The organism is Cupriavidus sp. FW216-B1 (assembly GCF_058789195.1).
Genome location: NZ_JBYTEL010000025.1, coordinates 62995 through 87737 on the forward strand (window position 1 = coordinate 62995; position 24743 = coordinate 87737).

A 24743-nucleotide genomic window follows, 5' to 3' on the forward strand; every position below is an offset into this window, starting at 1 on the left:
GGGGGGCGGGGGCCGCGCCGGCGGCCGCGTCTTCCCGCAAGGCGGGAAAACACGCGGACCCGGCGAATGCCCGGGCACTGGCGTGTCCCCGTCGCCGCGCCGCCCGCCTCCCCGCTCCATCCCGGCTTCCCCATTCGTCCCGACCTGTTTTTCCGCTCCCCGGCTACCGGCGTCCCCGTGCATCCCGTCCAGACACGGCGACAGAATCACTTTTGTTCCACGCATGTAACGTTTTGTGTACACGTCGTTCACCTGTATGTCTTGACGGACATATAAGAGTCAAATGATAATCTGTCTCATTCTCAATATTATTTAAGAAAACAGGGGTAATCGTGCAGACTGTTGTTGCCGCCGGGAAGAACAAAAGACACCAGATTCCGCGCCTGTCGGGCGCCGTGGGCATGGCCGTGGCCGCCGCGCCCGTCGCCGCGCAGACGGCCGGCAGCGTGGAGCTGCCGCACGTGACGGTGGTGGGCACCGCCGACAGCGGCTTCAAGGCGGACACGGCCTCCTCGATCAAGACGCCGGCGGCGCTGCTCGATACGCCCAAGTCGATCACCGTGATTCCGCAGGAAGTGATCCAGAGCACCGCCTCGACCAGCCTCAGCGAAGTGCTGCGCACGGTCCCCGGCATCGCCTTCGGTGCCGGCGAGGGCGGCAACCCGGTCGGCGACCGCCCGTTCATCCGCGGCTACGACGCGCAGGCCAGCACCTTCCTCGACGGCTTCCGCGACATCGGCTCGCAGAGCCGCGAACTGTTCAACGTGGAGTCGGTGGAAGTCACCAAGGGCCCGGCCGGCGCCTACGACGGGCGCGGCTCAGCCGGCGGCAGCATCAACATCGTCAGCAAGGCGCCCAAGCTGGGCAACTTCGCCGAAGGCAACGTCAGCCTCGGCAATGCCGACTACAAGCGCGGCACCGCCGACGGCAACTGGCAGTTCGCCGACCACGCCGCGTTCCGCCTGAACGCGATGTACCACGATGCCGACGTGCCCGGCCGCGACGCCACGCACGCCAACCGCTGGGGCTTCGCGCCGTCGCTGGCGTTCGGCCTGGGTACCGACACGCGCCTGACGCTGTCGTACTACCACATGCAGTCCGACGACATCCCGGACACCGGCATCCCCTACGACAACCCGGCCTTCAACCGCCGCACCGACGGCCGCCAGCGCACGCGCGCGGCCGGCGACGGCTCGCCGCTGAACGTGCCGCGCAACACGTTCTACGGCCTGCTCGACCGCGATTTCCGCAAGGACAAGGCCGACATGGGCACGGTGCGCTTCGAGCACGATTTCAGCCCGGCGCTCAAGTTCCGCAACCAGACGCGCTTCGCCCGCACCACGCAGGACTACATCTGGACCCAGCCCGACGACAGCCAGGGCAACATCTACTACGACATGGTCTGGCGCCGCACCAACACGCGCATCGCCACCGCGCGGACCATCGCCAACCAGACCGACCTGTCCGGCGAATTCGCCACCGGCACGGTCAAGCACAAGTACGCGTTCGGCGTGGAGTTCGCGCAGGAAAAGAGCGAGAACGACAGCTACACCGTGGCCACCGGCAACAACCGCTGCCCCGCCGGCCCGGGCGCCGCCGGCGGCTACAACTGCACCACGCTGTTCAACCCGAACCCCAACGACCCCTGGACCGGCGCGATCACGCGCAACAACAACCCGAGCAACTCCAAGACCAACACCACCTCGGTCTACGCCTTCGACTCGATCGAGCTGACCAAGCAATGGCTGTTCAACGGCGGCGTGCGCTTCGACCACTACAGCGCGGACTTCCAGGCCGCGCGCGCGGCCGACGGCAGCCGCGCCGAGTACTCGCGCGACGACAACCTGTTCAACTACCAGCTCGGCCTGGTGTTCAAGCCGGTGGAGAACGGCAGCGTCTATTTCTCGTACGGCACTTCGTCCACGCCGGCCGGCTCGTTCCTGTCGCAGGGCAGCGACGGCAGCGCGCTGGCCCCGGACCGCGCCGGCAACCGCGGCGACCAGCTCGCGCCGGAAAAGAACCGCGCGTTCGAGCTCGGCACCAAGTGGGACGTGCTGAACAAGCGCCTGCAACTGACCGCCGCCATCTTCCGCGTGGAAACCACCAATGCCCGCATCGTCCAGCAGGACGGCACCGCGATCATGGCCGGCAACAAGCGCGTGGACGGTGTGGAACTGGGCTTCGCCGGCAACGTCACCGACAAGTGGGCGGTGTTCGGCGGCTATACCCATCTGAAGAGCGAGCTGCGCAAGAACGGCGGCTCGGGCGCCGCCTTCGGCAGCACCGACGGCCAGTCCTTCCCCAACACCCCGGCGGACAGCTTCAGCGCGTGGACGACCTACCAGGCCATGCCCAACTTCACGGTGGGCGGCGGCGCGTACTACGTGTCGAAGATCTGGGGCAACGAGGCGACCAACAAGTGGGTGCCGTCGTACTGGCGCTTCGACGCGATGGCGGCGTACCGCCTCAACAAGAACGTCGGCCTGCAACTGAACCTGCTGAACCTGACCAACAAGGTCTACTACAACCAGGCCTATGCCAGCCACTACGCATCGATCGCGCCGGGCCGCGCGGCCATCGTGAGCCTCAACCTGCGCTACTGAGCGCGCGCGGCGCGGGCTGCCCGCCGGCGGACCCGCGGCAAACCAACGCGGCACACCTTGTCCACGGGCACGGTGTGCCGTTTTTCCTTCTTTCCTCGCATGGACACACTGCCTTTTCGCATCGCCTCACCGGGCGAACTGGACCAGCTCGGCGCGGCCGGGCTGGCCGGCAAGCTGCGCGAGCCCGCGCACCTCGCGCTGCCCTGGCTGGGCGGCGCGGCCGTGCGGGGCGACCTCGACGCGCAGATGATCCTCGGCCAGTGGTTCCTGGCCGGCCACGGCGTGGCGCGCGACGAGGCCCGCGCCTTCGCCTGGTTCAAGCATGCCGCCCACGCCGGGCACGCCGGCGCCGCCAACATGGCGGGGCGCTGCTACGAGAACGGCTGGGGCACCGCGCGCGACGACCGCGCCGCGGCGCAGTGGTACACGCTGGCCGCGCAGCGCGGCTCGGACTGGGGCATGTACAACCTGGCCACGGCGCTGGTGCTTGGCCGCGGCATCGCCGCCAGCCGCGCCGACGCGCTGGCGTGGTACCGGCGCGCCGCCGACATGGGGCATGCCAAGTCGCTCAACATCGTGGGCGGCTTCTATGAAGACGGCTGGGAGGTGGAGCGCGACACCGCGGCGGCGATGGACTACTACCGCCGCTCGGCCGAGGCCGGCGACTTCCGCGGCCAGTTCAACTACGCGCGCGCGCTGGCGCTGTGCGGCCAGGACAGCGAGGCGATCCGCTGGGTGCGCCAGGTGCCGCAGACCGCCAACGCGCCCTTCGTCGAGAAAATGCTCGCCTTCCTGCGCGACGCGCCCGACGCCGCGCTCAACCGGCTGTTCCGCCATGCGGACGCCGCCGCGCGGCAGTTCAGGTCACCCGAAAACCGATCTTCAGCGTGACCTGGTAGTGCGCCACCTCGCCATCCTCGATGTGGCCGCGCGTCTCCACCACTTCGAACCAGTCGATGTGCTTGATGGTCTCGCCGGCCTTCGCGATGGCGCTGCGGATGGCCGCGTCGCAGCCATCCGGCGAGGAGCCCACGATCTCGACCAGCTTGTAGGTGTGGTTTGACATGTCTGCCTCCTTGGCGCGGCGCGTCGGGCCCGCCTGTTCATCATAGGCAGCCCCGCCGGCAAAGCCCAAGCGCGGCAACGCGGCAGGCACCGCATCGCGCGGGCGCGGCGCGATGGCCCGCGCGCGCGGCGGGTACGGCATCGCACGACACCCGGCCGGGCGGCGCCGGCGGCATATGCCGCATGCGGCTGCCACTTTGCCGCCCGGTGTTGCCCGGTGTTGCCGAACCGGCGAAACGGCCGCTGGCGGCGGCGAAAGTGTTTGTCCTTTCCGCCACATACGTTCTACCTTACGAGTGTGCGCCCTGCCTTTTCGGAGACCGCAATGGCAATACGCTCTACCGCATCACACAGCACCGCGCAGTTAAGACGCCTGGTCGGACAATTGCAGGCGGAACTCGATTCGCTCGATCACCTGGCCATCTTCGACGCCGAAACGCAGACCGCGCTGGGCCAGGCGCGCGAACGCCTCACCCAGGGCATCGAAGCCATCGAGGATGCCATCCTGAGCCTGCGCACGCTGCAGCAGGTGCGCCCGTCCGGCGTGCGGGCCCGCAAGACGCCGCGCGTCGCCTGACGCGGCGCGCGGCAACTGCTGCGAAATCTCAGAACTCCTGCACGGTCGGGCGCAGCACGATCTCGTTGATGTCCACGTCCGCCGGCTGCTCGATCGCGTAGGCGATCGCGCGCGCCACCGAGTCCGCGGGAATCGCCTGCTGGTAGAACTCGTTCACGGTCTGCGCGCTTTGCGCATGGCTGCTGCCGAGCTTGAGCTCCGAGTCCACCGCGCCCGGCGAGATCACCGTGGTGCGGATGGCGCCGCCCACTTCATGGCGCAGGCCCTCGGAAATCGCGCGCACCGCGAACTTGGTGCCGCTGTACACGGTGCCGCCCGGGCTGAACACCTTCACGCCGGCCACCGAGGCGATGTTGATGAAATGCCCCGCGCCCTGCTTCTGGAACACCGGCAGCGCCGCGGCAATGCCGTACAGCACGCCCTTGACGTTGATGTCGATCATGCGCTCCCACTCGTCGACCTTGCCTTCGCTCAGCGGCGCGATCGCCATCAGGCCGGCGTTGTTGACCATCACGTCGACGCGGCCGAAGCTGGCCACGGCCTTTTGCACCACCGCCTCCACGTCGGCGCGGCGGCTGACGTCGGCCACCACGGTCTCGGCGCGGCCGCCCCTGGCGCGGATCTGCGCCGCCAGCGCTTCGAGGCGGTCGCCGCGGCGCGCGGCCAGCACCAGGAGCGCACCGGCCGCGGCCAGGTGATGCGCGGTAGCCTCGCCCAGCCCGCTGCTGGCGCCCGTGATGACGACGACCTTGCCTTCGATACCTTTGCTCATTTCCTGCTCCGTTGGATGCTGGCTCCCCGGCCCGCCACGAAGCCATTATGTCGGCCGCGACCATCCATAAAAATGGAAATATTCTGATTTCAGTATTCCGGGATATGGAATACCCGGCACACTCGTCAATACGGCTCAGGACTCGGCCGCCGCCATGTTGCCGAAGTAGGCGACCAGCGCGTCGAACACCAGCCGGATGCGCATCGGCACCGGGCTGCGCCGCGAGCGGTAGATGTACAGACCCCACGGCGCCGGCGCGTGGCGCTCCAGCACGCTGACCAGCCGGCCCGAGCGCAGGTGCGGCTGCGCGAGGTAGTCCGGCAGTTGCCCGTAGGCCAGGCCGGCGAGGATCGCCTCCATCTCGGTCTCGGGGTCGTCGGTCAGAAAGGCCGGCGAGCGCGGCGTGAACTGCTCGCCCTGGGCGAAGTACCAGGGCCACGCGCGCCCGGTGCTGCGGTCGATCAGGCCGGTGGCGGGCAGCGCCGCGAGGTCGGCCAGGCTGGCCGGCTTGCCCACGCGCGCCACCAGCTCGGGCGTGCCCACCACGTGGAAGGCCACCCGCGCGGTCATGCGCGCCACCAGGCGCTGGTCGCGGAACATGCCCAGGCGCAGGCCGATGTCGATCTCGTCGTCGACCACGTCCGCCAGTTGCTCGGACAGGCGGATGTCAAGCGTGATGCCGGGATGGGCCAGCGCCAGCGGCCGCAGCGCGGCCAGCAGGTGCTGGCGGCCCAGCGTGCTGGGCGCGGTGATGCGCACCACGCCCTTGAGCTCGCTGTCGGAGCGGCTGGCCGGATGCGCGAACAGGCTGTCCACGTCGAGCAGCGCCGCGCGGGCGCGCTCGGCCAGTCGCTCGCCCGCCGCGGTGATGCGGATCTGGCGCGTGTTGCGGTGGAACAGCGGCTCGCCGACCGCCTCCTCGAGGTCCTGGATGGCGCGCGTCACGGTCTGCGGCGACGTGCCGAGCCGCGCCGCGGCTGCCTTGAACGAGGCCGACTCCGCCGCCGCGCAGAAGATCCTCAGCATTTCCAGCCGGTTGAGCATGGGTGTGGGCGCCTTGTCCTTGTATGTGCGCGTGCGCGCGGCGATGGCGCGCGCGCGACACGAAACGGCGATTATAAAAGCGGGCCGGGCAGACCGCACTCTGGCAGAATGCGCGACGCCCGCGGCCCGGGCCGGCCCGGCAGGTCCGATGCCCGGGTGCCGCGCGGCCGCCTTGCGCGGGCTGCCCCGTATTTCCACACGCAGAATGAAGACAGCATCAGCATCACCGGCAACGAAAAAGGCCGCGGCAATCGCACTGACGGCCCTGTTCCTCGCCACGGCGGCGGCACTGGCACCGCCCGCCACGGCCAAGTCCCGCGGCATCAACCCGCAGAGCGCGCCGCCCGCAGCAGGCGCGACCGCTTTCTCGCAATGCCCGCAGTTCTTCGCGCAGCAGGCCGCGCCGAGGCTGCGCGACGACCCGCTGGCCAGGACGCGCGCGCTTTGCTACGACGCCTTCGCGGTGCTCCACTCGGGCCGCAGCAAGACCCCGCTGTACGTGGCCGAGCGCCTGTCGCGCAGCCAGCTGGCCGACGCCCGCGACGAGCCGCGCACCGACCGCTTCTTCGCCGACGCGCGCCTGCCGCGCGCCGAGCGCGCCGAGCTCGACGACTACAAGGGCAGCGGCTATGACCGCGGCCACCTCTCGCCGGCGGCCAACCAGCCGACCGCGCAGGCGATGGCGCAGAGCTTCTCGCTCGCCAACATGGTCCCGCAGGCGCCGCAGAACAACCGCCGTGCGTGGGCCTCGATCGAGAAGGCCACGCGCAGATACGCGCTGCGCGCCAGCGGCGACGTCTACGTGATCTCCGGCCCGGTCTTCGAGGGCCGGGTGCAGACCATCGGCAGCGACAACGTCTGGGTGCCGAAATACCTCTACAAGCTGGTCTACGACCCGGCGGCCAACCGCGCCTGGGCGCACTGGATCGAGAACACCGACGAGGCACGCCCGGGCAAGCCGATTTCCTACGGCGAACTGGTGCGCCGCACCGGCATCGAATTCCTGCCGGGCGCGCACCTGGCGGACTGAAGACTGAAGGCGCGCCGCACCCGAAAAGCGCGGAAGTGGCACACTTGCGGTTTGCCGCGCGCGGCGGCCAGCGGCGCCCGTGTCACGGCGGCGCCGCATCGCCGCGCTAGCCTGGCCTTTGTGTTTTCGTCTCGCCAGTTTTTGTCTCACTAACGATGGAGCAAGCCCCAATGCCGAACAATAGCCAATGGATCCGCGTCGAAACCGAAGGCGGCGCCTTCGATGCCTACCTGGCGCTGCCGCCGGCCGGCAAGACCGCCGGCGCCCCCGGGATCGTGCTGGTGCAGGAGATCTTCGGTGTCAATGAACATATCCGCGCCGTGGCGGACCAGTACGCGGCCGACGGCTACGTGGTGCTGGCCCCCGACGTGTTCTGGCGCGACGCGCCGCGCGTGGAGCTGGGCTATGCCGGCGACGACATGAAGCGCGCGCTGGAGCTGCGCCAGAAGGTCGACGTGGAACTGGCGCTCAAGGACATCGCCGCCACCGCCGAAGCCCTGCGCGCGCAGATCGGCGCGGGCGGCAAGATCGCCGTGGTGGGCTACTGCTTCGGCGGCCTGCTGGCCTACCTGAGCGCGGCGCGCGGGCTGGTCGACGCGGCCGTGCCGTACTACGGCGGCGGCATCCAGAACAACCTGCAGGAAGCGGCCAGCGTCAAGGTGCCGGTGCAGTTCCACTACGGCGCGCTCGACGCGCACATCCCGGCCGAAGCCGTCGCCAGCGTGCGCGCCGCCGTGGCCGGCAACCCGCGCGCGGAGATCCACGTCTACCCGCAGGCCGATCACGGCTTCAACTGCTGGGCGCGCGGCTCCTACCACCAGCCCTCCGCCGTGCTCGCGCATGGCCGCACGCTGACCTTCCTGGCCGGCGTGCTGTAATCCCCGCCGCGGCCTGCGGCCGCGCGCCCGCCCGCGCCACGCCGTCCCTCCGGCGCGGGCCATCCTTCCCCCCAAACCTCCCCCGCCGGGGCGCCTTGCGCCGAATCCGCGCCGCCCGTATGCTGGCCGACGTTCGCCAACGCCGCCGTTCCCCGCGCCCCGTCCATGCCACCGGCGCCGGGAGATGTCCGTCGCGGCAGCGGCTCAAGACTTGCTGGACCCTGGAAAAACACAACGGAGACCACCATGCAGTCAGAGCAGCAGCGCGTCCTGCGCAACACCATCCCCGATGCCCTCGCCCGCGCGGTGCGGCGCAGTCCGGCCAAGACCGCGCTGCGCTTCGGCGAGCGCAACTGGAGCTATCGCGAGCTGGAGGCGGCCGCGGCCGCCGTGGGCGCCGCGCTGCTGCGCTGGGGCCTGCGCCCGGGCGACCGCGTGGCGGCGTTCGGCAAGAATTCCGACGCCTACGTGCTGCTGTGGCTGGGCTGCCTGCGCGCCGGGCTGGTCCACGTGCCGGTGAATTTCTCGATGACGCGCGGCGAGGTGGAGTACGTCGTCGGCCAGTCCGGCGCCAGCGCGCTGTTTGCCGACCCGTCGCTGGCGCCGCTGGTGGCGGGCCTGCCGTGCCGCGTGCTGGGCAGCCTGCACGGCGGCGGCCCGCGCGACGTGCTGGCCGCCGCCGCGGGCCCGGGCGGCGAGATCCTGGCCACGCTGGACGAGGCCATGCCGGCGCAGATCCTCTACACCTCGGGCACCACCTCGGCGCCCAAGGGCGCGGTGCTCACGCACCGCGCCTTGCTGGCCGAGTACATGAGCGCCATCGCCAGTTGCGACATCCGCGCCGAGGACTATTCGCTGGCGGCGCTGCCGCTCTACCACTCGGCGCAGATGCATGTGTTCCTGATGCCGCTGCTGCTGATGGGCGGCACCTGCCTGCTGGCGCAAAGCCCCGAGCCGGGCTTCTGCCTGCGCACCGTGCGCGAGGCCGGCATCACCAGCTTCTTCGCGCCGCCCACGGTGTGGATCTCGCTGCTGCGGCATGCGGATTTCGATCCGCGCGAGCTCGGCAGCCTGACCAAGGCCTATTACGGCGCGTCGATCATGCCGCTGCCGGTGCTGCAGGAACTGCGCGAGCGCCTGCCGGCACTGCGCCTGTTCAACTGCTACGGGCAGAGCGAGATCGGGCCGCTGGCCACGGTGCTGGGGCCGGAGGAGCACCGCGAACGGCCGGCATCGGCGGGCCGGCCGGTGCTCAACGTGGAGACCCGCATCGTCGACGAGTCCATGCGGGACGCGCGCCCGGGCGAGCTGGGCGAGATCGTGCACCGCTCGCCGCAGTTGCTGACCGGGTACTGGGACAAGCCGGAACAGAGCGCGGAAGCCTTCGGCGGCGGCTGGTTCCACTCGGGCGACCTGGGCTACATGGACGAGGCCGGCTACCTGTACGTGGTCGACCGCATCAAGGACGTGATCAACTCCGGCGGCGTGCTGGTGTCGAGCCGCGAGGTCGAGGAATGCCTGTACCAGCACGAGGCGGTGGCGGAGGTGGCGGTGTTCGCGCTGCCGCATCCGAAGTGGGTGGAGGCGGTGGCGGCCTGCGTGGTGCTCCGGCGTGATGCGCGCGCGCGGCAGGACGATGGCGGCGACGGCGCGCGGGAAGAAGCGCTGCTCGCCCACGCGCGCGCGGCGCTGGCGCCGTTCAAGGTGCCCAAGCGCATCGTGTTCGTCGCCGACCTGCCGCGCAACACGGCGGGCAAGCTGCTCAAGCGCCAGTTGCGCGAGGACTACGCGGGCCTGTTCGGCGCCTGAACCGCCGTCACGCCATCACGCCATCACGCCGTCAGTACGGCATCGCCACGCCGTTCTGCACCTTGACCCGGTCGCCGTTGCGCAGGTTGTACGGCGTCGACTGGGTCAGCGTGAGATAGCCGTTGTCGGTAGTGCGCACGCGGATGCGGTAGGCCGGCGGCGCGGTATTGGCGCGTTTCTCGACTTCGTTGCCGGCCACCGCGCCGGCCACCGCGCCGCCGATGGTGGCCACCGTGTTGCCGCGCCCGCCGCCGACCTGGTGGCCCAGCAGGCCGCCGACCACGCCGCCGATCAGCGCGCCGGCCACGCCGCCGTCCGGCGCTTGCCCCTGCACCATCTCGATCGACTCGACCTGGCCATAGCGCACGCCATAGGCGTCATAGCCGCCCGCGGCGGGCGCGGCCTGCTGGTAGCCGGCCTGCGGATACGGCGGCTGCGCATAACCCGGCTGCGGCTGCGGGTAGCCGCCCTGCTGGGGATAGCCTTGCTGCGGGTAGCCCTGCTGCACGTAGCCTTGCTGCGGCTCGCCGTCCTGCGCCCAGGCCGGCTGCGGGTAGCCGTCCTGGGGATAACCGGACTGCGGATAGGATGCCTGCGGAACCCCCTGCTGCGGGTAGGCGGCGGGATAGCCGGAGGGATAACCGGCAGGATAGGCCGCGCCGGCCGGCGCGCCGCCGGCGCCGTAGCCGCCGTATCCTCCCGCGCCATATCCTCCGTAGGGCGCGGTCACGCAGCCGGCCAGGGCGCCCGCGGCGAGCAGACCCAGCGCGGCGGCACGGAGAACGGAAGAGAAGGGAAAGGACATCGGCTGGCTCCTGCGCTGAAACGCGTGTTGTGGTGCGCGCGATTCTGGGGCCGGCCGGGCGCCGCGGGTGTCACCGGGATCTGTGATTGGTAACTGCCTGTAACGCCGCGCGCGGGCCGCGGCGCGCGGAGGGATTCCGGCGGCGATGCAGACGGGGATTCAGGCGCGCTCGGCGCCGTCGTCGTTGAACGCGGTCAGGCGCGCCACGCGGAAGGTGCCGCGCAGCGATTCGAGCTCGCTCCGGTGCAGCATCGCCAGCCGGTTCAGGAAGCGCTCGCCCTTGGCCAGCAGGTGGACCTCCACGATGCGGCGGTCGTCCGCGTTGGCCTTGCGCTTGACCAGGCCGGCCGCCTCGCAGCGGTTGACCAGCGCCACCACGCCGTGCTGCTTGGCCTGCAGGCGCTCGGCCAGTTCGCCGATCGAGGCCCAGTCCTTGCCGGCGCAGCCGCGGATATGCAGCATCAGCAGATATTGCTGCACGGTCAGGCCTTCGTTGTGGGCGGCGTCCTCGGAGAACCGCAGGAAGCGGCGCAACTGGTAGCGGAAATCGGAAAGCGCCTCGAAATCCTGCTTGGCGAGCGGGGCTTTGGCGGCGGCTGGCTGACGGGTCATTGGCGGGTCAGCGGCATGGCGCTGTGGTCTGGTCCGGCGCCCATTATAGGGGCTGCCTTCCGGCCCGGCGTGCCGGGCGCCCCGGCGCGCGGCACGGCGCGGCGGCATGCGGCAACCCGCATTTCGACCCGGCCCCGTGCGGGTATGGCAGAATCTGTGCGTCCGCAGACACTCCCGACTGCCAACGTCATTCATTGCCACGGAACCGAAACCGATGTTCACGGAAATCGCCCTCTTCCTGCTCGATACCGTCTTCACCTTGTTCGGCATGGCGCTGTTGCTGCGCGTCTGGATGCAGTGGACCCGGCTGCCGACCCGCAACCCGGTCTCGCAAGGCGTGTTCCAGGTCACAGACTGGCTGGTGCGGCCGCTGCGCCGGATCATCCCCGGGCTGGGCGGCATCGACTGGGCCACGCTGGTCGGCGCCTGGCTGACCGCGATCGTGTTCCTGCTGCTGGTGATCCTGCTGTCCGGCGCGGACCCGTCCGCCTTGCTGCCGCTGCTGCTGCTGATCGCGCTGCTCAACGTGCTCAAGTGGGGCGTCAGCATGGTGATGTGGGTCACGCTGCTGATGGCGATCCTGTCGTGGGTCAATCCGCAGTCGCCGGTCACGCCCGCCATCAACCACCTGACCGATCCGCTGCTGCGCCCGATCCGCCGCGTGGTGCCGCGCCTGGGCGGCTTCGACATTTCGCCGCTGGCGCTGTTCGTGATCGCGCAGATCCTGCTGATGGTCATCGCCCGGCTCGGCGCGGGCCTGTTCGGCGCGCGCTTCGGGCTGTAGCCGACAGCGGGGGCGGCGCCTCCGCCATCTCCGTTGCCGCGCTATTGTCCACGCTGGCGAACAGTGTTTCGATGATTGGTACTTTTTCCTGGGCGGCAGGCCGCCTACATTACGGGCAACGTGGAAGAAACCACGAAGCACCACGACAAAGCCCAGGAAGAAAGCTCCAATGAAAACAACTCTCGCACAACCCCGTACCCTCGCCACCACCCTGCTCTGCGCCATCGGCCTGTCGCTGGCCGCCGCCTCCGCGCACGCCAGCACGCCGGTCTCCGACCTGTCCCGCCTGGACGGCAGCATCGGCCGCAAGGTCGACTCCTTCACCGACGGCGCCCGCTCGGGCCCGCGCGACCCGTTCACCGATGGCGCCCGCACCGCCCCGCGCGATGCCTTCACCGACGGCGCGCGCGGCGTGAACGAGCCGCGCAGCAGCTTCAGCGACGGCGCCTGAGCGCCGCGCCACCGAATCTCCGGGACGGAGGAGACAACGGCACCACGGAAAGACCGGCCTGCCAGCCGGCTCGCGACATGCCCCCGCAGCCGCGCCAGCCCTCACGGGCCGGGCGCGGCTGTGTCGCTTAGGGCGTGGCTTTCCGGTGGATGCCGCGCTCAGGCTTCCTCGCGCTGCGGCTCGGCCAGGTCGGTCGCCATCATGGCTTCGACCGCTTCCATGAACACGCGCACCTTGCGCGGCTGCAGCCGGCGGTCGGGCAGCAGCGCGAAGACCCGCAGCGGCGGCGGCGGGCAGTCCGGCATCACCTGCACCAGCCGGCCCTGCGCCACCTCGGCTTCGCAGTAGGCGCGCGACAGCCGCGCGATGCCCAGCCCGGCCAGCGCGCCCTGCAGCCGCAGTTCCGCGTTGGAGGTCTGCATGCGCGGGCGGATCGGCACCGACACGCGCTCTTCGCCGCGCATGAATTCCCAGATGCCGTCGCCGGTGGTGGTCAGCGTGGGCAGGTTGGCAAGATCCTCCGGCTGCAACTGCGGCGGCAGCGCGGCGGCCAGGGCCGGCGCCGCGAACAGGCCGCGCTCGACATGGTAGATGCGCCGCGCCACGGTGCCGGAGTCCGGCAGGTCGTTCTCGACCGCGACGAAGGCCACGTCGAAGCCGTCGCGGATCGGATCGACCATGCCCTGGCTGATCTCCACCTTCACGTCGAGCGCCGGATGCGCCGCAAGTGTCCGGCAAATCACGCCGCCCAGCTGCTGGGCGCCGAACTCGTACGGCGAGGCGATGCGCAGCACGCCCTGCACGCGCTCCTCGCGCGCCAGGGTTTCCTGGCGGATCTCCCGCAGCCGCGCGAACAGCGGCGCCACGTCGCGGTATACCGCGCTGCCGGCGTCGGTCAGGCGCATGCGCCGGGTGGTACGCTGGAGCAGCTTGGCGCCGATGGCGGACTCCAGCCGCGCCACCGCCGCCGAGACGCGGGACTTGGGGCAGTCGAGCTGCTCGGCCGCCGCCGTGAAGGTGCCCTGCTCCACCACGCAGCAGAAGGCTTCCCAATCGTTCCACTGGATTGTCTCGTTCACCAGGCCAGATTTCCTTTGCAAGCTATGTTTCCCAAACGCGCGCCATTATGCGGCACGCGCGCCGGCGGCGCCGCGCGGCACTGGCGCGCGGCGCGCATTTCCTCTACCCTTTCGGCCTTTCCGTGCATATTCGGCGTCCGGCCGAACTGATCGATGGCCAGCCCAGCCGCTCCAGACCATCCCGCCAACCCTGCCGCCGGCGCCGCGCCGGCCCAGGAGAAGCCGAGCGACAGCTATGTGCAGTCCTTCGCACGCGGGCTTTCCGTCATCCGCGCCTTCGACACGCAGCACCCGGCCCAGACCCTGAGCGAGATCGCGCAGGCCAGCGGCCTCACGCGCGCGGGCGCGCGCCGCATCCTGCTGACGCTGGTGGGGCTGGGCTACGTGCGCGCCGACGGGCGCCTGTTCCGCCTGACGCCCAAGATCCTCGACCTCGGCTTTGCCTACCTGACCTCGATGCCGTTCTGGAACCTGGCCGAGCCGATCATGGAGGCGCTTTCGCAGGAAGTGCACGAAAGCTGCTCGATCTCCGTGCTGGACGGCACCGAGATCGTCTACGTGCTGCGGGTGCCGGCGCGCAAGATCATGACCATCAACCTGTCCATCGGCAGCCGCCTGCCGGCCTATTGCTCGTCGATGGGACGGGTGCTGCTGGCCGGCCTGCCCGACGCGGAGCTGGATCGCGTGCTGGGCGCCAGCGACCTGCGCGCGCGCACCGACCGCACCATCACCGACCCGGCGGCGCTCAAGGACATCGTGGCCGGCATCCGCGCGCGCGGCTGGGCGCTGAACGACCAGGAACTGGAGGAAGGGCTGGTTTCGCTGGCCGCGCCGATCCGCAACCGCGCCGGACAGGTCATCGCCGCCATCAACATCAGCGGCCAGGCCAACCGCACCAGCGCCGACGAGATGGCCGCCAATTTCCTGCCGCCGCTGCTGGCGGCGTCCGAGAAAATCTCGAACCTGGTCAGCCTGCGCACCTGATGGTGGCGGGCCACGCCTGCCGCACCTGCCGCGCTAGCGCGCGGCGGCAGCGGGCGCGGACAGCGCCACGGCGCCGAACTCGGCCGAGCGCGTGCCCGGCAGCGGATGGTTGCCGGCGCCGAAATACGCGAAGGCCGCCGACAGCTTGACCGCGTCGGAGACGTTCTGCCCGGCGGCATGGAACAGCCGGCTGTCGAAGAACAATACGTCGCCGCGCTCCAGCACCAGCGGCCGCACGCCGCGCAGCAGCACCTGGCTGGCCGGGTGCGACTCGACCAGGAATTCCGCCGCGTCGAGCTGGCCCGGTTCCAGCGCCACCGTGTGCGAGCCGGGAATCACGCGCAGCACGCCATTGCTGTCGTCCTCGCGGCCCAGCGCCAGCCACACCGTCACCAGTTCCGGGCGCGCGAACGACCAGTAGCGCGTGTCGCGGTGCCAGCCGGTCTGGCTGCCGAAGCGCGGGTGCTTGGTCATCACGCAGTTGTGGTGCGCCAGCGTCAGGCAGGCCGGCTCGCCCAGCAGCGTCGACACCACCCGCGCCACGGCGGGATCGGTGGCCCACTGGCGGAACGCCTCGTCGCGCCCGTAGGCCTGGCGCAGGCGCCGCACCGTGCCGCCGCCGTCCGCGTCGCGGCTGGCGGGCGCGCCCGGATAGCCGAGCTCGGCTTCGTATTCCACCGGCGGCACCGCGGCGGCCAGCTGCCGGCGCGCGACCTGCTCGATGCGGTCGCACACGGCGGGCGGCGCGAAGCCGCGCAGCACGATATAGCCGTCGGCATGGAAAGTACGGTTCAGCGCGTCCAGTTCAGCGGCGGCGGGAACGATGGCGGAGGCCGGGGCGGCCGCGCTGGCGGCGCCCGGAGATGCGGCGAGGGGGGAGTTCATTGCAGCGGATGTGGGGGTTGGCAGGGTCCGACAGCTTCGATAATGCCAGAAGCCGCGCAATCCGGCGTGATCTGGCACAACACGGGTGCGCCGCGCGGCGCCCTGCGTGCGCAAACAGACTGTTGCCCGGTGCGCGCGCGCCGCTACAATGGCCGGGTCCCCGATCCGACCCGCAGGCTTCCAGTGACCGCTCGTCCCCGCATCGTCGCCTCGCTCTCCCAGGCGGAAGCCCAGCTCGGCCGCATCGTCCTGGGCAAGCCCCGGCAGGTCCGGCTGGCGCTGGCCTGCATGCTCGCGGGCGGGCACCTGCTGCTCGAGGACCTGCCCGGCGTGGGCAAGACCACGCTGGCGCACGCGCTGGCGCGCACGCTCGGCCTGCAGTTCCAGCGCGTGCAGTTCACCAGCGACCTGCTGCCGGCGGACCTGATCGGCGTGTCCGTCTACGTGCGCGAGAGCGCCGAGTTCCGCTTCCACCGCGGCCCGGTGTTCGCGCAGGTGGTGCTGGCCGACGAGATCAACCGCGCCACGCCCAAGACGCAGAGCGCGCTGCTGGAGGCGATGGCCGAAGGGCAGGTGACGCACGACGGCGTCACGCACGCGCTGCCGTCGCCGTTCTTCGTCATCGCCACGCAGAATCCGCTCGACCAGATCGGCACCCATGCGCTGCCTGAATCCCAGCTCGACCGCTTCACCATGCGGCTGTCGCTGGGCTACCCCGATCCCGCCTTCGAGCGCGTGCTGTACCTCGGCGGCGGCGCGCCCGCCGACACCGGCCCGGTGATGGACGCCGACCAGGTGGTGGCGCTGCAGCAGGCCGCGGCGCAGGTCTACGCGGGGCCGGCGCTGGTGGACTACGCGCTGGCGCTAGTGCAGGCCACCCGCGCGCATGCCGGCTTCGCCGCCGGGCTGTCGCCGCGCGCGGGGCTGGCGCTGCTGGCCTGCGCGCGCGCGTGGGCGCTGCTCCACCAGCGCGACATGGTGCTGCCGGAAGACGTGCAGGCGGTCTTCGAGCCGGTGGCGGGACACCGCCTGCTGCCCGCCGGCGGCGCCGGCGCCGGACAGGACACGCTCGCCCGCCTGCTGGCCGAAGTCGCCGTTCCCTGAGCGATGCCGCACAGCCGGCCGTTCCCGCCGCAAGCCGCGCCTGCGGGCACGCCGCCGCCGCGCGGCAGGCGCTGGCCGTGGGGCGCGCCGCCGTGGCTGCAGCGCCGGCGCCCGCCGCGGCAGGGCGTGGTGACGCTGGACCGCCGGCATCTCTACATCCTGCCCAGCCGCACCGGCTTCGGCTTTGCCTTGCTGCTGGTGGCCATGCTGCTGACCTCGCTGAACTACAACATCAGCCTCGGCTTCGCCCTCACCTTCCTGCTGGGCGGCATCGGCATGGCATGCATGTGGCAGGCCTACCGCAACCTGCTCGACGTCACCGTGGCCGGCGCGAGCGCCGCGCCGGTGTTCGCCGGCGAGGCGGCGGCCTTCGGCCTGCGCGTGGCCGGCGTGGCCGGCGCGCGCGCGCCGGTGCGCATCGGCATCGAAGCCAGCCTGCCGGCGCAGGCCGGCGCGCAGCCGGCCAGCCTGAGCCTGGCGCGCGGCGCCGCCGGCGTGCTGACGCTGCGGCTGCCCACGGCGCGGCGCGGCTGGCTGGCGCTGCCGCGCGTGACGCTCTCCAGCCGCTTTCCGTTCAACCTGTTCCGGGTATGGAGCCATGCCGACCTGCCGCTGGCCGCGCTGGTCTACCCGCAGCCCGAGGCCGGCGCGCCGCCGCTGCCGTTCGCCACGCAGCCGGACGAGGACGGCGCGGCATCGCTGCCGTCGGACGACGGCACCGACCAGTTGCGGCGCTACCGCAGCGGCGACCCGCTGCACCGCATCGCCTGGAAACACAGCGCGCGCACCGGCCGCTGGCTGAGCCGCACCGGGCAGTCGGGCAGCCAGCCGTCGTGCTGGCTCGAATGGCAGTCGCTGCCGCCCTCGCTCGGCAACGAGGCGCGGCTGTCGCGCCTGTGCGCGTGGGTGCTGGCCGCGGGCGACGCGGTGGAAATCGGCCTGCGGCTGCCCGGCGTGGAGATCGCGCCCGGCCGCGGCGGCGCGCATCGCCGCGCCTGCCTGGAAGCGCTCGCGCTGTGGCCGGCCCGGCCCGGGCAGGCCGCGCCGGAACACGCCGCGTGAAGGCGCACCGGATGAAGCCCGCGCCCCGCCCGCTCGCCCATCAGGAACACGGCCTGCTGCTGGGCCAGCTGGCGCTGGTGCTGGCGCCGCAGGCGCGCAGCCTGCCGGTTGCCGTCAGCGTCCTGCTGGTGCTGCTGATGGGCTGGCGCTGGCTGCTGTGGCGCCAGCGCGCGCCGCTGCCGTCGCGCCTGACGCTCGGGCTGGTGGCCGGGCTGGTGCTGCTGGTGGCCGCCGCGCTGGTGTGGCAGGCCGGCGGCAACATCGGACGCGATCTCTCGGTGGCGCTGCTCGGCGCCTTCGTCGTGCTCAAGCTGCTGGAGTGCCGCGTGCTGGCCGATGCCACGCTGGTGACGCAGTTGTGCTTCTACCTCCTGCTGAGCCTGTACCTGTTCGACCAGCCGTTCTGGCTGGCGCTGTACAGCCTCGCCATCGCGGCCTGGCTGCTGCGCAACTGGCTGTTCCTGGGCCACCCGGAGGCGCGCGGCTACCTCGCGGTGTGGCCGCTGCTCGGGCGGCTGGCGCTGACCGGGCTGCCGTGGGCGCTGCTGCTGTTCGTGCTGTTCCCGCGCCTGGACCGCCCGCTGTGGCGGCTGCCGCAGGCCGAGCCGGTGGCCGCCACCGGCCTGAGCGACACCATGAGCCCCGGCAGCGTGAGCGAGCTGACGCAATCGCCCGAAGTGGCGCTGCGCGCCGACGTGGAGGGCGGGCAACTGCCGCCCGGCGCCCTGTACTGGCGCGCGCTGGTGCTGTGGCAGTTCGACGGGCAGACCTGGCGCGCGGCGCCCGGGCGCCAGCGCCGCGGCCGGCCCGCGCCGGCGCTGCCGGCGGAGGCAACGACAAGCGCGGCGGCGAACGCCACGCCCGCCGGCGCGATCGACTACAACATCACGCTCGAGCCCAACCAGCATCCGTGGCTGTTCCTGCTCGACCGGGGCCAGGCCATCTCCGCCCCGGCCGGCGTGCGGGTCAATGCCGACGGCGAGTTCTTCATGCGCGACCTCATCGACCGGCGCCTGCGCTATCGCGCCCGCTCGGCGCCGGCCGCGGCGGAGCCGCTCGATGCGCAGACCCGGCTGCTGGCCTTGTCGCTGCCGCCCGGCAACCCGCGCAGCCGCGCGCTGGCCGCCGACTGGGAACAGCGCTACGCGGACCCGGCGCAGCGCGCGCAGGCCGCGCTGCGGCTTTTCGCCGCGGCGCCATTTGCCTACACGCTGTCGCCAGCGCCGCTCGGCCAGGAGCAGGTGGACGGCTTCCTGTTCGACACCCGGCGCGGCTTCTGCGAGCACTACGCCAGCAGCTTCGTCTTCCTGATGCGCGCGGCGGGCGTGCCGGCGCGCGTGGTCACGGGCTACCAGGGCGGCGAGTACAACCCGATCGGCGGCAACTACATCGTGCGCCAGGCCGACGCCCACGCATGGGCGGAAATCTGGCTGGACGGGCGCGGCTGGGTGCGCGTCGATCCCACCAGCGCGGTGGCGCCGAGCCGCGTGGAACGCGGCCTCGACGCCGCGCTGGACGCCGGCGAGGCCGCCGCGCGCGAGCCGGGCTGGCTGCGCGAGCTGCGCTGGGGCATGGATGGCATGGTCTACACCTGGCAGCGCTGGGTGCTGCAATACGACCGCGGCCAGCAGGCCCGGCTGATGCGGCAGCTCGGCATCGGCGACAACCTGCCGCAGGCGTTGCTGGGCGGGCTGGCCGCGCTCAGCCTGCTGGGGCTGGTGCCGCTGGTGCCGCTGCTGCGCCGGCGCCGCGAGGCCGATCCGGTACAGGCGCTGTACGCGCGCTTCTGCCGCGAGCTGGCGCGGCACGGCTGCGTGCGCGAACCCGCCGAAGGCCCGCAGGATTTCGCCGCGCGCGCCGCGCTGGCCTGGCCGGAGGGCGCCGCCGCGGTGCTCGACTTCAACCGGCGCTACATGAAGCTGCGCTACGGACCGCCGGAGCCGGCGGCGCGGGCCGCGGAGCTGGCGGCGCTGCGCGAGGCCCTGCGGCGGCTGCCGCGCCGCCCGGCCGGCGGCGGTCCCGCCACCGCGCCCGGCATGCCCCGCACGCCCGGTATGCCCGACATGCCCGACATGCCGCTGTAAATGGTTTCAGGTGATATGATTACGACTGAAATCAAATAGCCGGCACGGCATCCCGTTGCGCCGGCGTCACCTCGAGCCTTGCGCCATGTCGTTCGAAGACCGCATTGACCGTTTCTGCGCCAGCCACCCCGAGGCGCCACGCGACCTGATCCTGGCTTCGCGGCTGCTGCTGCGCACCGCGCGCCTGCTGCGCACCCATATCGACCGCGCGCTCGCGCCGTTCGAGCTGGACCTCCAGCAATACCTGGCGATCAGCATGCTCGCCACCGACGAGGCGCAGCCGACGCTGCCGTCCGAGCTCGGCCTCACGCTCGACGCCACCCGCACCCAGATGACGCGCCTGATGGATGGGCTCGAAGCGCGCGGGCTGGTGCGGCGCAACGCCTCGGCGCAGGACCGCCGCGCCACCGAACTGGTGCTCACCGCCGCCGGCCATCGCCTGCTCGAGCGCGCGGCGCCGGCGGTGCACGCGGCCTACGCCGAAGCCTGGCAGCCGCTCGGGGACAACGGCCTGGGCACGGCCACGCGCGCCCTGAACCGGCTGCACAAGAACCTGCTCGCGCTGGAGCCATGAGAACGGCTTCCGCGTTGCGGCCACTGCGCCTGGGGCTGCGCTGGCTGCGCCTGCTCAGCCACCGCCAGCGGCAGACGCTGCTGATGCTGCTGCTTGCGCTGGCCACCTCGGTCGAGTTCCTCGAGAACATCATGTTCGTGTTCGCGTCGAGCCACATCGTGGGCGGCGTGGATGCGGACCCGCGCAGCTTCGCGCTGGTCCAGGCCGCCTACGCCGTGGGCAGCATGCTGATGATCCTCAAGCAGCAATGGCTGGCGCAGCGCTTCGGCTACCGCTACTACCTGACCGGCGCGCTGATGATCTTCATGGCGGGCACGCTGGCGGCGGCCACCAGCCATTCGCTGCCGCAGCTGGTGGGCGCGCGCTTCGTGCAGGGCGTGGGCGGCGGCGCGCTGTTTACCAGTTGCCGCATCCTCGTCAACGTGATGTTCGCCCCGGCCGACCGGCCCCGCGCGGCGCGCATCTTCATGCTGGGCATCTTCTCGGCCTCGGCGCTGGCGCCGGCGCTGGCCGCCGAGCTGATCGAGCGCGGCGTGTGGCAGGACGTGTTCTACGGCGCGCTGCCGTTCGCGGCGCTGGCAACGCTGGGCGCATGGCTGCTGCTGCCCGATGCGGAGCCGCGCGACGACGATGCCGGCCCCGCGCTCGGGCCGCTGCTGCTGTTCGGCGCGGCCGTGGTGGCCTTGCAGGCGGCGCTGACCGAGGCCCGCTTCGACATCTTCTCGCACCCGCTGCGGCTGGCGGCGATCTGCGCCGTGGGCCTGGGCCTGCTCGGGTCGTTCCTGTGGCAGCAGTGGCACCACAGCGCGCCCGTGCTGCGCGTGCGCGCGCTGGGCGATCCGGTCTACCTGACCGGGCTGGGGATGTACTTCGCCTATTACCTGATCAGCAACCTCAGCGGCTACGTGTTCCCGATCTATGCCGAGCAGGCGCTCGGCATGCCGCTGGCGCGCACCGGCTGGCTCAACAGCTTCGCCGCGCTGGTGAGCCTGGCCGGCATCGCGGTCTACCTGCGCGTGGCGCCGAAGCTGTCGCACAAGAAGCCGCTGATGGTGAGCGGGCTGCTGCTGATGGCCGGCGCGGCATGGTGGTTCTCGTCGATGCCGCCCGATGCCGGCCCGCAAGCGCTGACGCCGGGGCTGATCGGCAAGGGCCTGTTCGGCGTGCTGGTCATCATCCCGGTCGCGGGCCTGACGTTCCGCTCGCTGGCCGCGGAAGACTTCGCGCACGGCTATCGCAGCAAGAACCTGCTGCGCCAGATCGCCGCCTCGTTTGCCTCGGCGCTCGGCGCGGTGCTGCTGCAGAACCGGCAGTTCGCCGTGCACACCAGCCTGACCGGCGCGCTCGGCCAGCACACCGCGCAGACCCAGCTATGGATGGACTCGGCACAGGCAGGCTGGAGCGCGCGCGGATTCGACCCGGGCCATGCGCATCAGGCCGCGCTCGCGCAACTGGCCGGGATGGTCGACACCCAGGCCAGGCTGATCGCCTGCGAGGACCTGTACCGGCTGATCGCGGCGCTGGCGCTGGTCGCCGCGGTGTTCATGCTGGCGCAGCGCCGGCTCGACTGAGCGCAGGCTGGCGAGACACTGGAAACGGATGCCGCGAAGGTAGCGGGAGGGGCGCTGCCGCTAGGCGGCGGGACGCGGGGACTGCCGGGGGCCGGGCGGATTGCGCCGGCTGGAACGTGCTCGATGCGGACGACGCATCAGCCGGCCGGGCGGCCGGCAACAACGGATCTCGTGCTCAGAACAAGGCCAGCTGGCGCATGCCGAAGCCGATGGTTTCTTCCACGCGCATGCGCGCATGGGCGAGCGAGCCTTCCGCGCCGGAGTAGTTGCCGGCGGCCCAGTGGTAGACCACCGGAAGCTCGCCGCGGTCGGACAGGCGCACCTCGCCCAGCTTCTCGCCGCGCTCGTTGCGGTAGAAGTGCGAACGGTAGCCACGCTCCCAGTGCGGGGCGGCTTCCGCTTTCTTGCGGCGTCGTGGCGAGGGCGTCGATTGCGGCAGGCGCCGCGCTCTTTCGGTACCCGTGGTCGCGGACGCGCGGGTGAAATCCAACTGCATAGACTTCCTTGTATTCGAGTCTGCAGGACGAATTCGCAACAAGGGTCCGGAGACCGTCGCGGCGTGCCCTGCGTCGCAGTCGGGATAATACCTGTTACCGCGCGTTCTGACAGCCCCATATGCACCGGAATTCGGCTTCCAGCAAGGCTTGGCGGGCCGGACGTATACCTGGCGTATACGTCCGCGTATACGTATACGCCAGGTATACGGGGCATTAACGCGGACGCGTTTACCACGCCGCGCGCATTATCGGCGTCGCGCCCGGCACCGCATTTTCGGCAGTGCCGGGCGCGCGCCTGCGCGCTGCTCAACCGAGGTCGAGCGGGATGAAGATGCGGGCGTCGTCGCGCTGCACCAGCAGCGCCACCTGCTTGCCGGCCTTCGACACCAGCGCGCGCAACTGGTCGGCCGAGCTGATCGGCGTGCCGTTGATCGACAGGATCACGTCGCCGGGCTGGATGCCGACCTTGGCCGCGGGGCCGGCCACGTCCTCGACCACCAGGCCGCCGTCGATGCCGCTGTCGCGCTTCTCGGTCGGGCTCAGCGGACGCACCGCCAGCCCGAGCTTGCCGCCGGCATCGTTAGCCGGACTCTTGTCGGCCACGGCCGTATCCTTGGTCGTGCCGATCTTGACGGTCAGCGTCACCGGGTCGCCCTTGCGGATGACCTTGAGCGAGGTCTGCGTGCCGGGCGCGAGGTCGGCCACGCGCTCGGGCAGGTCGCCGGAATGGTCGATCACGTCGTTGCCGAGCTGCACGATCACGTCGCCGGGCTTCACGCCGGCCTTGGCGGCCGGGCTGTCCGGCTCCACCGAGTTGACCAGCGCGCCGCTGGGCTTGGGCAGGCCGAACGATTGCGCCAGCGCCTGGTTTACCTCCTGCACGCCGATGCCCAGGCGGCCGCGCGTGACCTTGCCGTGCGCGACCAGCTGCGTCTCCACCTTGGTGGCGACGTCGATCGGGATCGCGAACGAGAGGCCCTGGTAGCCGCCGGTCTGGCTGTAGATCTGCGAGTTGATGCCGATCACTTCGCCGCGCTGGTTGAACAGCGGGCCGCCCGAGTTGCCGGGATTGACGGCCACGTCGGTCTGGATGAAGGGCACGTAGGTGTCGTCGGGCAGCGAGCGCGACTTGGCGCTGACGATGCCGGCGGTCACGGTGTTCTCGAAACCGTAGGGCGAACCGATGGCCAGCACCGGCTCGCCGACGCGCACGCGCGCGGGGTCGCCCAGGCGCACCGTCGGCAGGTTCTTGGCATCGATGCGGATCACCGCCACGTCCGACTGCGCGTCCACGCCGAGCACCTTGGCCTTGAATTCGCGGCGGTCGGTCAGCTTCACGGTCACTTCCTGCGCGCCGTCGACCACGTGGGCGTTGGTCAGGATCAGGCCGTCCGGACTGACGATGAAACCCGAACCGAGGCCGCGCACCAGTTGCTGCTGGCCGCTCTGCGGACCCTGGAACTGCGGGCCGAAGCGCTTGAAGAACTGGAACAGCGGATCGTCCGGGTCCATGCCCGGCGGCACCTGCGCCGAGGTGCGCTGGGCGCGCGACGTCACGCTGATATTGACCACGGCCGGGCCGTACTGGTCGACGATGGCGGAGAAGTCGGTCGGGGTGGCGACGGCCACCGGCTGCGACGGCGCCGTGACCGGGCTCTGCGCGGCGTATCCCGGCGTGATGACTTCTTTCTGCAGATAGGCATAGCCCCCGGCAAGCGCGGCCAAGGCGGCGATACCAATGGCGGAGCGGGCAAGTGTCTGACGGATCATGGCGTCTTCCTTTACTGGTTTTACCTTGGGCGTCCGAACGATCGGGGACGCGACAGGATCCATGCTAAGGGGCGATCCTTAAATCAGACTTAAGGAAAGGAAGAGCGCGAGAATTTAACGGGAGCGGATTCGGGAATCCCGCCGCCGGCATGGTCAGGCAGCCGGCTGCAACCGGACGTCAGGGGGATATGTCGACAACATCGCGCATAGATCGCGCTTCTGCGTCGAATTCAGTCGCTTCGCGGCGGCTTCGGCCTTCGAGGCTTCGGAGCGGTTCTCGAATTGCTTCCAGCCGAGCACCCGGATCGGCTTGTGCGAACGGGTGTATTTTGCGCCCGTACCGGCCTGATGCTGTGCGAAACGGCGCTCCACATCGGTCGTGATGCCGGTGTAGATCTTGTTGCCCTCGCATTCGAGCAGGTAGAGAAACCACGGGGCGCTGCTGCCGTCGGCTGGCATCCGGAATATATCGAGATGGAAACGCGGCAATTATGCAGGCTGGGGCGGCGGCTGCAAAGCCATTGTGCATTTTCCGCCGCGGCTGTCCGAGCAGCCCGAAGCGCTGTCCAGCGATCGGTCGCCCCTAAAAAGCAAAACCCCCCAGTACGTACGTACTGAGGGGTTTCAAGAGAGAGCCTGGCGATTACCTACTTTCACACGGGTAATCCGCACTATCATCGGCGTGGAGTCGTTTCACGGTCCT

At 70.9% G+C, this 24743-nt stretch carries 24 protein-coding genes; 14 read left to right on the forward strand and 10 right to left on the reverse strand.

The genetic code is table 11. From position 1 onward, the window contains the following. Positions 1-401 precede the first annotated feature (401 nt). Both AC3WXD_RS30895 and AC3WXD_RS30900 read left to right on the forward strand, forming a co-directional pair. A complete protein-coding gene (locus AC3WXD_RS30895) occupies positions 402-2603 on the forward strand; it encodes a TonB-dependent receptor (RefSeq protein WP_454734058.1) in 2202 nt (733 codons plus the stop codon). A 99-nt stretch (positions 2604-2702) separates the two neighbouring features. Then, positions 2703-3494 carry a tetratricopeptide repeat protein gene (locus tag AC3WXD_RS30900; protein ID WP_492325366.1) on the forward strand — a complete coding sequence of 264 codons (792 nt, stop codon included), beginning with the start codon at positions 2703-2705 and terminating at the stop codon, positions 3492-3494. Here the strand turns inward: AC3WXD_RS30900 and AC3WXD_RS30905 are convergent. Then, a complete protein-coding gene (locus tag AC3WXD_RS30905; RefSeq protein WP_020204984.1) occupies positions 3463-3669 on the reverse strand; it encodes a dodecin in 207 nt (68 codons plus the stop codon). The two genes, AC3WXD_RS30900 and AC3WXD_RS30905, sit on opposite strands and share 32 nt — an antisense overlap. Before the next feature lie 324 nt (positions 3670-3993). Here AC3WXD_RS30905 and AC3WXD_RS30910 point away from each other — a divergent pair, with 324 nt between their 5' ends. Beyond that, positions 3994-4245: a hypothetical protein gene (locus AC3WXD_RS30910; RefSeq protein ID WP_029044022.1), complete on the forward strand. Its 252-nt coding sequence runs from the start codon at positions 3994-3996 to the stop codon at positions 4243-4245. 28 nt (positions 4246-4273) lie between these two features. Here AC3WXD_RS30910 and AC3WXD_RS30915 read toward each other — a convergent pair whose 3' ends face one another. Next, positions 4274-5017: an SDR family oxidoreductase gene (locus AC3WXD_RS30915; protein ID WP_492325367.1), complete on the reverse strand. Its 744-nt coding sequence runs from the start codon at positions 5015-5017 to the stop codon at positions 4274-4276. Positions 5018-5152: 135 nt separating this feature from the next. After that, positions 5153-6061: a LysR family transcriptional regulator gene (locus tag AC3WXD_RS30920; RefSeq protein WP_492325368.1), complete on the reverse strand. Its 909-nt coding sequence runs from the start codon at positions 6059-6061 to the stop codon at positions 5153-5155. Between the two features lie 205 nt (positions 6062-6266). Between AC3WXD_RS30920 and AC3WXD_RS30925 the strand changes: the two genes are divergently transcribed. The 3 genes from AC3WXD_RS30925 to AC3WXD_RS30935 all read left to right on the forward strand — a co-directional run bounded on the left by AC3WXD_RS30925 (position 6267) and on the right by AC3WXD_RS30935 (position 9778). Then, positions 6267-7091 (forward strand): DNA/RNA non-specific endonuclease, encoded by an 825-nt coding sequence (locus AC3WXD_RS30925; protein ID WP_454733836.1) that lies wholly within the window; start codon positions 6267-6269, stop codon positions 7089-7091. A 170-nt stretch (positions 7092-7261) separates the two neighbouring features. Beyond that, positions 7262-7969: a dienelactone hydrolase family protein gene (locus tag AC3WXD_RS30930; protein ID WP_492325369.1), complete on the forward strand. Its 708-nt coding sequence runs from the start codon at positions 7262-7264 to the stop codon at positions 7967-7969. Between the two features lie 246 nt (positions 7970-8215). Then, positions 8216-9778, forward strand: a complete 1563-nt coding sequence (locus tag AC3WXD_RS30935) for a fatty acyl-CoA synthetase (protein WP_059415818.1) — start codon at positions 8216-8218, stop codon at positions 9776-9778. Positions 9779-9809: 31 nt separating this feature from the next. Here the strand turns inward: AC3WXD_RS30935 and AC3WXD_RS30940 are convergent, their stop codons facing one another. Both AC3WXD_RS30940 and AC3WXD_RS30945 read right to left on the reverse strand, forming a co-directional pair. After that, positions 9810-10583 (reverse strand): outer membrane lipoprotein, encoded by a 774-nt coding sequence (locus tag AC3WXD_RS30940; protein ID WP_492325370.1) that lies wholly within the window; start codon positions 10581-10583, stop codon positions 9810-9812. Between the two features lie 159 nt (positions 10584-10742). Then, positions 10743-11195 (reverse strand): MarR family winged helix-turn-helix transcriptional regulator, encoded by a 453-nt coding sequence (locus AC3WXD_RS30945; RefSeq protein WP_020204992.1) that lies wholly within the window; start codon positions 11193-11195, stop codon positions 10743-10745. A gap of 214 nt (positions 11196-11409) precedes the next feature. Here AC3WXD_RS30945 and AC3WXD_RS30950 point away from each other — a divergent pair, with 214 nt between their 5' ends. Beyond that, a complete protein-coding gene (locus AC3WXD_RS30950) occupies positions 11410-11979 on the forward strand; it encodes a YggT family protein (RefSeq protein ID WP_059415822.1) in 570 nt (189 codons plus the stop codon). Positions 11980-12148: 169 nt separating this feature from the next. Beyond that, positions 12149-12430 carry a hypothetical protein gene (locus AC3WXD_RS30955; RefSeq protein ID WP_020204994.1) on the forward strand — a complete coding sequence of 94 codons (282 nt, stop codon included), beginning with the start codon at positions 12149-12151 and terminating at the stop codon, positions 12428-12430. Between the two features lie 158 nt (positions 12431-12588). Here AC3WXD_RS30955 and AC3WXD_RS30960 read toward each other — a convergent pair whose 3' ends face one another. Further along, complete coding sequence (locus AC3WXD_RS30960; protein WP_020204995.1) at positions 12589-13509, reverse strand: LysR family transcriptional regulator; 921 nt, start codon at positions 13507-13509, stop codon at positions 12589-12591. A 153-nt stretch (positions 13510-13662) separates the two neighbouring features. Between AC3WXD_RS30960 and AC3WXD_RS30965 the strand changes: the two genes are divergently transcribed. Next, positions 13663-14493: an IclR family transcriptional regulator gene (locus AC3WXD_RS30965; protein WP_454733840.1), complete on the forward strand. Its 831-nt coding sequence runs from the start codon at positions 13663-13665 to the stop codon at positions 14491-14493. Positions 14494-14526: 33 nt separating this feature from the next. Here AC3WXD_RS30965 and AC3WXD_RS30970 read toward each other — a convergent pair whose 3' ends face one another. Then, positions 14527-15378: a phytanoyl-CoA dioxygenase family protein gene (locus AC3WXD_RS30970; protein ID WP_492325371.1), complete on the reverse strand. Its 852-nt coding sequence runs from the start codon at positions 15376-15378 to the stop codon at positions 14527-14529. 183 nt (positions 15379-15561) lie between these two features. Here AC3WXD_RS30970 and AC3WXD_RS30975 point away from each other — a divergent pair, with 183 nt between their 5' ends. The 5 genes from AC3WXD_RS30975 to AC3WXD_RS30995 all read left to right on the forward strand — a co-directional run bounded on the left by AC3WXD_RS30975 (position 15562) and on the right by AC3WXD_RS30995 (position 21773). Further along, positions 15562-16482 carry an AAA family ATPase gene (locus AC3WXD_RS30975; protein WP_059415835.1) on the forward strand — a complete coding sequence of 307 codons (921 nt, stop codon included), beginning with the start codon at positions 15562-15564 and terminating at the stop codon, positions 16480-16482. 3 nt (positions 16483-16485) lie between these two features. After that, positions 16486-17544, forward strand: coding sequence for a DUF58 domain-containing protein (locus tag AC3WXD_RS30980; RefSeq protein WP_492325372.1), 1059 nt, complete (start codon positions 16486-16488; stop codon positions 17542-17544). Between the two features lie 11 nt (positions 17545-17555). After that, positions 17556-19628: a transglutaminase TgpA family protein gene (locus tag AC3WXD_RS30985; RefSeq protein ID WP_492325373.1), complete on the forward strand. Its 2073-nt coding sequence runs from the start codon at positions 17556-17558 to the stop codon at positions 19626-19628. An 85-nt stretch (positions 19629-19713) separates the two neighbouring features. After that, positions 19714-20202 carry a MarR family winged helix-turn-helix transcriptional regulator gene (locus AC3WXD_RS30990; protein ID WP_492325374.1) on the forward strand — a complete coding sequence of 163 codons (489 nt, stop codon included), beginning with the start codon at positions 19714-19716 and terminating at the stop codon, positions 20200-20202. Continuing rightward, positions 20199-21773 carry an MFS transporter gene (locus AC3WXD_RS30995; RefSeq protein WP_492325375.1) on the forward strand — a complete coding sequence of 525 codons (1575 nt, stop codon included), beginning with the start codon at positions 20199-20201 and terminating at the stop codon, positions 21771-21773. The genes AC3WXD_RS30990 and AC3WXD_RS30995 overlap by 4 nt, the downstream gene beginning before the upstream one ends. A 175-nt stretch (positions 21774-21948) precedes the next feature. Here the strand turns inward: AC3WXD_RS30995 and AC3WXD_RS31000 are convergent, their stop codons facing one another. From AC3WXD_RS31000 to AC3WXD_RS31010, 3 genes are all read right to left on the reverse strand, one after another. Then, complete coding sequence (locus tag AC3WXD_RS31000) at positions 21949-22269, reverse strand: hypothetical protein (RefSeq protein WP_020205003.1); 321 nt, start codon at positions 22267-22269, stop codon at positions 21949-21951. Positions 22270-22576: 307 nt separating this feature from the next. Continuing rightward, positions 22577-24040, reverse strand: a complete 1464-nt coding sequence (locus AC3WXD_RS31005; protein WP_492325376.1) for a DegQ family serine endoprotease — start codon at positions 24038-24040, stop codon at positions 22577-22579. A 153-nt stretch (positions 24041-24193) separates the two neighbouring features. Next, positions 24194-24499 carry a GIY-YIG nuclease family protein gene (locus tag AC3WXD_RS31010; protein ID WP_492325377.1) on the reverse strand — a complete coding sequence of 102 codons (306 nt, stop codon included), beginning with the start codon at positions 24497-24499 and terminating at the stop codon, positions 24194-24196. Between the last annotated feature and the right edge of the window lie 244 nt (positions 24500-24743).

Bases quoted from the DNA above. Each gene is read 5' to 3' on its own strand.
- AC3WXD_RS30895 (WP_454734058.1), top strand. From the start codon at position 402: ATGGCCGTGGCCGCCGCGCCCGTCGCCGCGCAGACGGCCGGCAGCGTG.
- AC3WXD_RS30900 (WP_492325366.1), top strand. From the start codon at position 2,703: ATGGACACACTGCCTTTTCGCATCGCCTCACCGGGCGAACTGGACCAG.
- AC3WXD_RS30905 (WP_020204984.1), bottom strand. From the start codon at position 3,669: ATGTCAAACCACACCTACAAGCTGGTCGAGATCGTGGGCTCCTCGCCG.
- AC3WXD_RS30910 (WP_029044022.1), top strand. From the start codon at position 3,994: ATGGCAATACGCTCTACCGCATCACACAGCACCGCGCAGTTAAGACGC.
- AC3WXD_RS30915 (WP_492325367.1), bottom strand. From the start codon at position 5,017: ATGAGCAAAGGTATCGAAGGCAAGGTCGTCGTCATCACGGGCGCCAGC.
- AC3WXD_RS30920 (WP_492325368.1), bottom strand. From the start codon at position 6,061: ATGCTCAACCGGCTGGAAATGCTGAGGATCTTCTGCGCGGCGGCGGAG.
- AC3WXD_RS30925 (WP_454733836.1), top strand. From the start codon at position 6,267: ATGAAGACAGCATCAGCATCACCGGCAACGAAAAAGGCCGCGGCAATC.
- AC3WXD_RS30930 (WP_492325369.1), top strand. From the start codon at position 7,262: ATGCCGAACAATAGCCAATGGATCCGCGTCGAAACCGAAGGCGGCGCC.
- AC3WXD_RS30935 (WP_059415818.1), top strand. From the start codon at position 8,216: ATGCAGTCAGAGCAGCAGCGCGTCCTGCGCAACACCATCCCCGATGCC.
- AC3WXD_RS30940 (WP_492325370.1), bottom strand. From the start codon at position 10,583: ATGTCCTTTCCCTTCTCTTCCGTTCTCCGTGCCGCCGCGCTGGGTCTG.
- AC3WXD_RS30945 (WP_020204992.1), bottom strand. From the start codon at position 11,195: ATGACCCGTCAGCCAGCCGCCGCCAAAGCCCCGCTCGCCAAGCAGGAT.
- AC3WXD_RS30950 (WP_059415822.1), top strand. From the start codon at position 11,410: ATGTTCACGGAAATCGCCCTCTTCCTGCTCGATACCGTCTTCACCTTG.
- AC3WXD_RS30955 (WP_020204994.1), top strand. From the start codon at position 12,149: ATGAAAACAACTCTCGCACAACCCCGTACCCTCGCCACCACCCTGCTC.
- AC3WXD_RS30965 (WP_454733840.1), top strand. From the start codon at position 13,663: ATGGCCAGCCCAGCCGCTCCAGACCATCCCGCCAACCCTGCCGCCGGC.
- AC3WXD_RS30970 (WP_492325371.1), bottom strand. From the start codon at position 15,378: ATGAACTCCCCCCTCGCCGCATCTCCGGGCGCCGCCAGCGCGGCCGCC.
- AC3WXD_RS30980 (WP_492325372.1), top strand. From the start codon at position 16,486: ATGCCGCACAGCCGGCCGTTCCCGCCGCAAGCCGCGCCTGCGGGCACG.
- AC3WXD_RS30985 (WP_492325373.1), top strand. From the start codon at position 17,556: ATGAAGCCCGCGCCCCGCCCGCTCGCCCATCAGGAACACGGCCTGCTG.
- AC3WXD_RS30990 (WP_492325374.1), top strand. From the start codon at position 19,714: ATGTCGTTCGAAGACCGCATTGACCGTTTCTGCGCCAGCCACCCCGAG.
- AC3WXD_RS30995 (WP_492325375.1), top strand. From the start codon at position 20,199: ATGAGAACGGCTTCCGCGTTGCGGCCACTGCGCCTGGGGCTGCGCTGG.
- AC3WXD_RS31000 (WP_020205003.1), bottom strand. From the start codon at position 22,269: ATGCAGTTGGATTTCACCCGCGCGTCCGCGACCACGGGTACCGAAAGA.
- AC3WXD_RS31005 (WP_492325376.1), bottom strand. From the start codon at position 24,040: ATGATCCGTCAGACACTTGCCCGCTCCGCCATTGGTATCGCCGCCTTG.
- AC3WXD_RS31010 (WP_492325377.1), bottom strand. From the start codon at position 24,499: ATGCCAGCCGACGGCAGCAGCGCCCCGTGGTTTCTCTACCTGCTCGAA.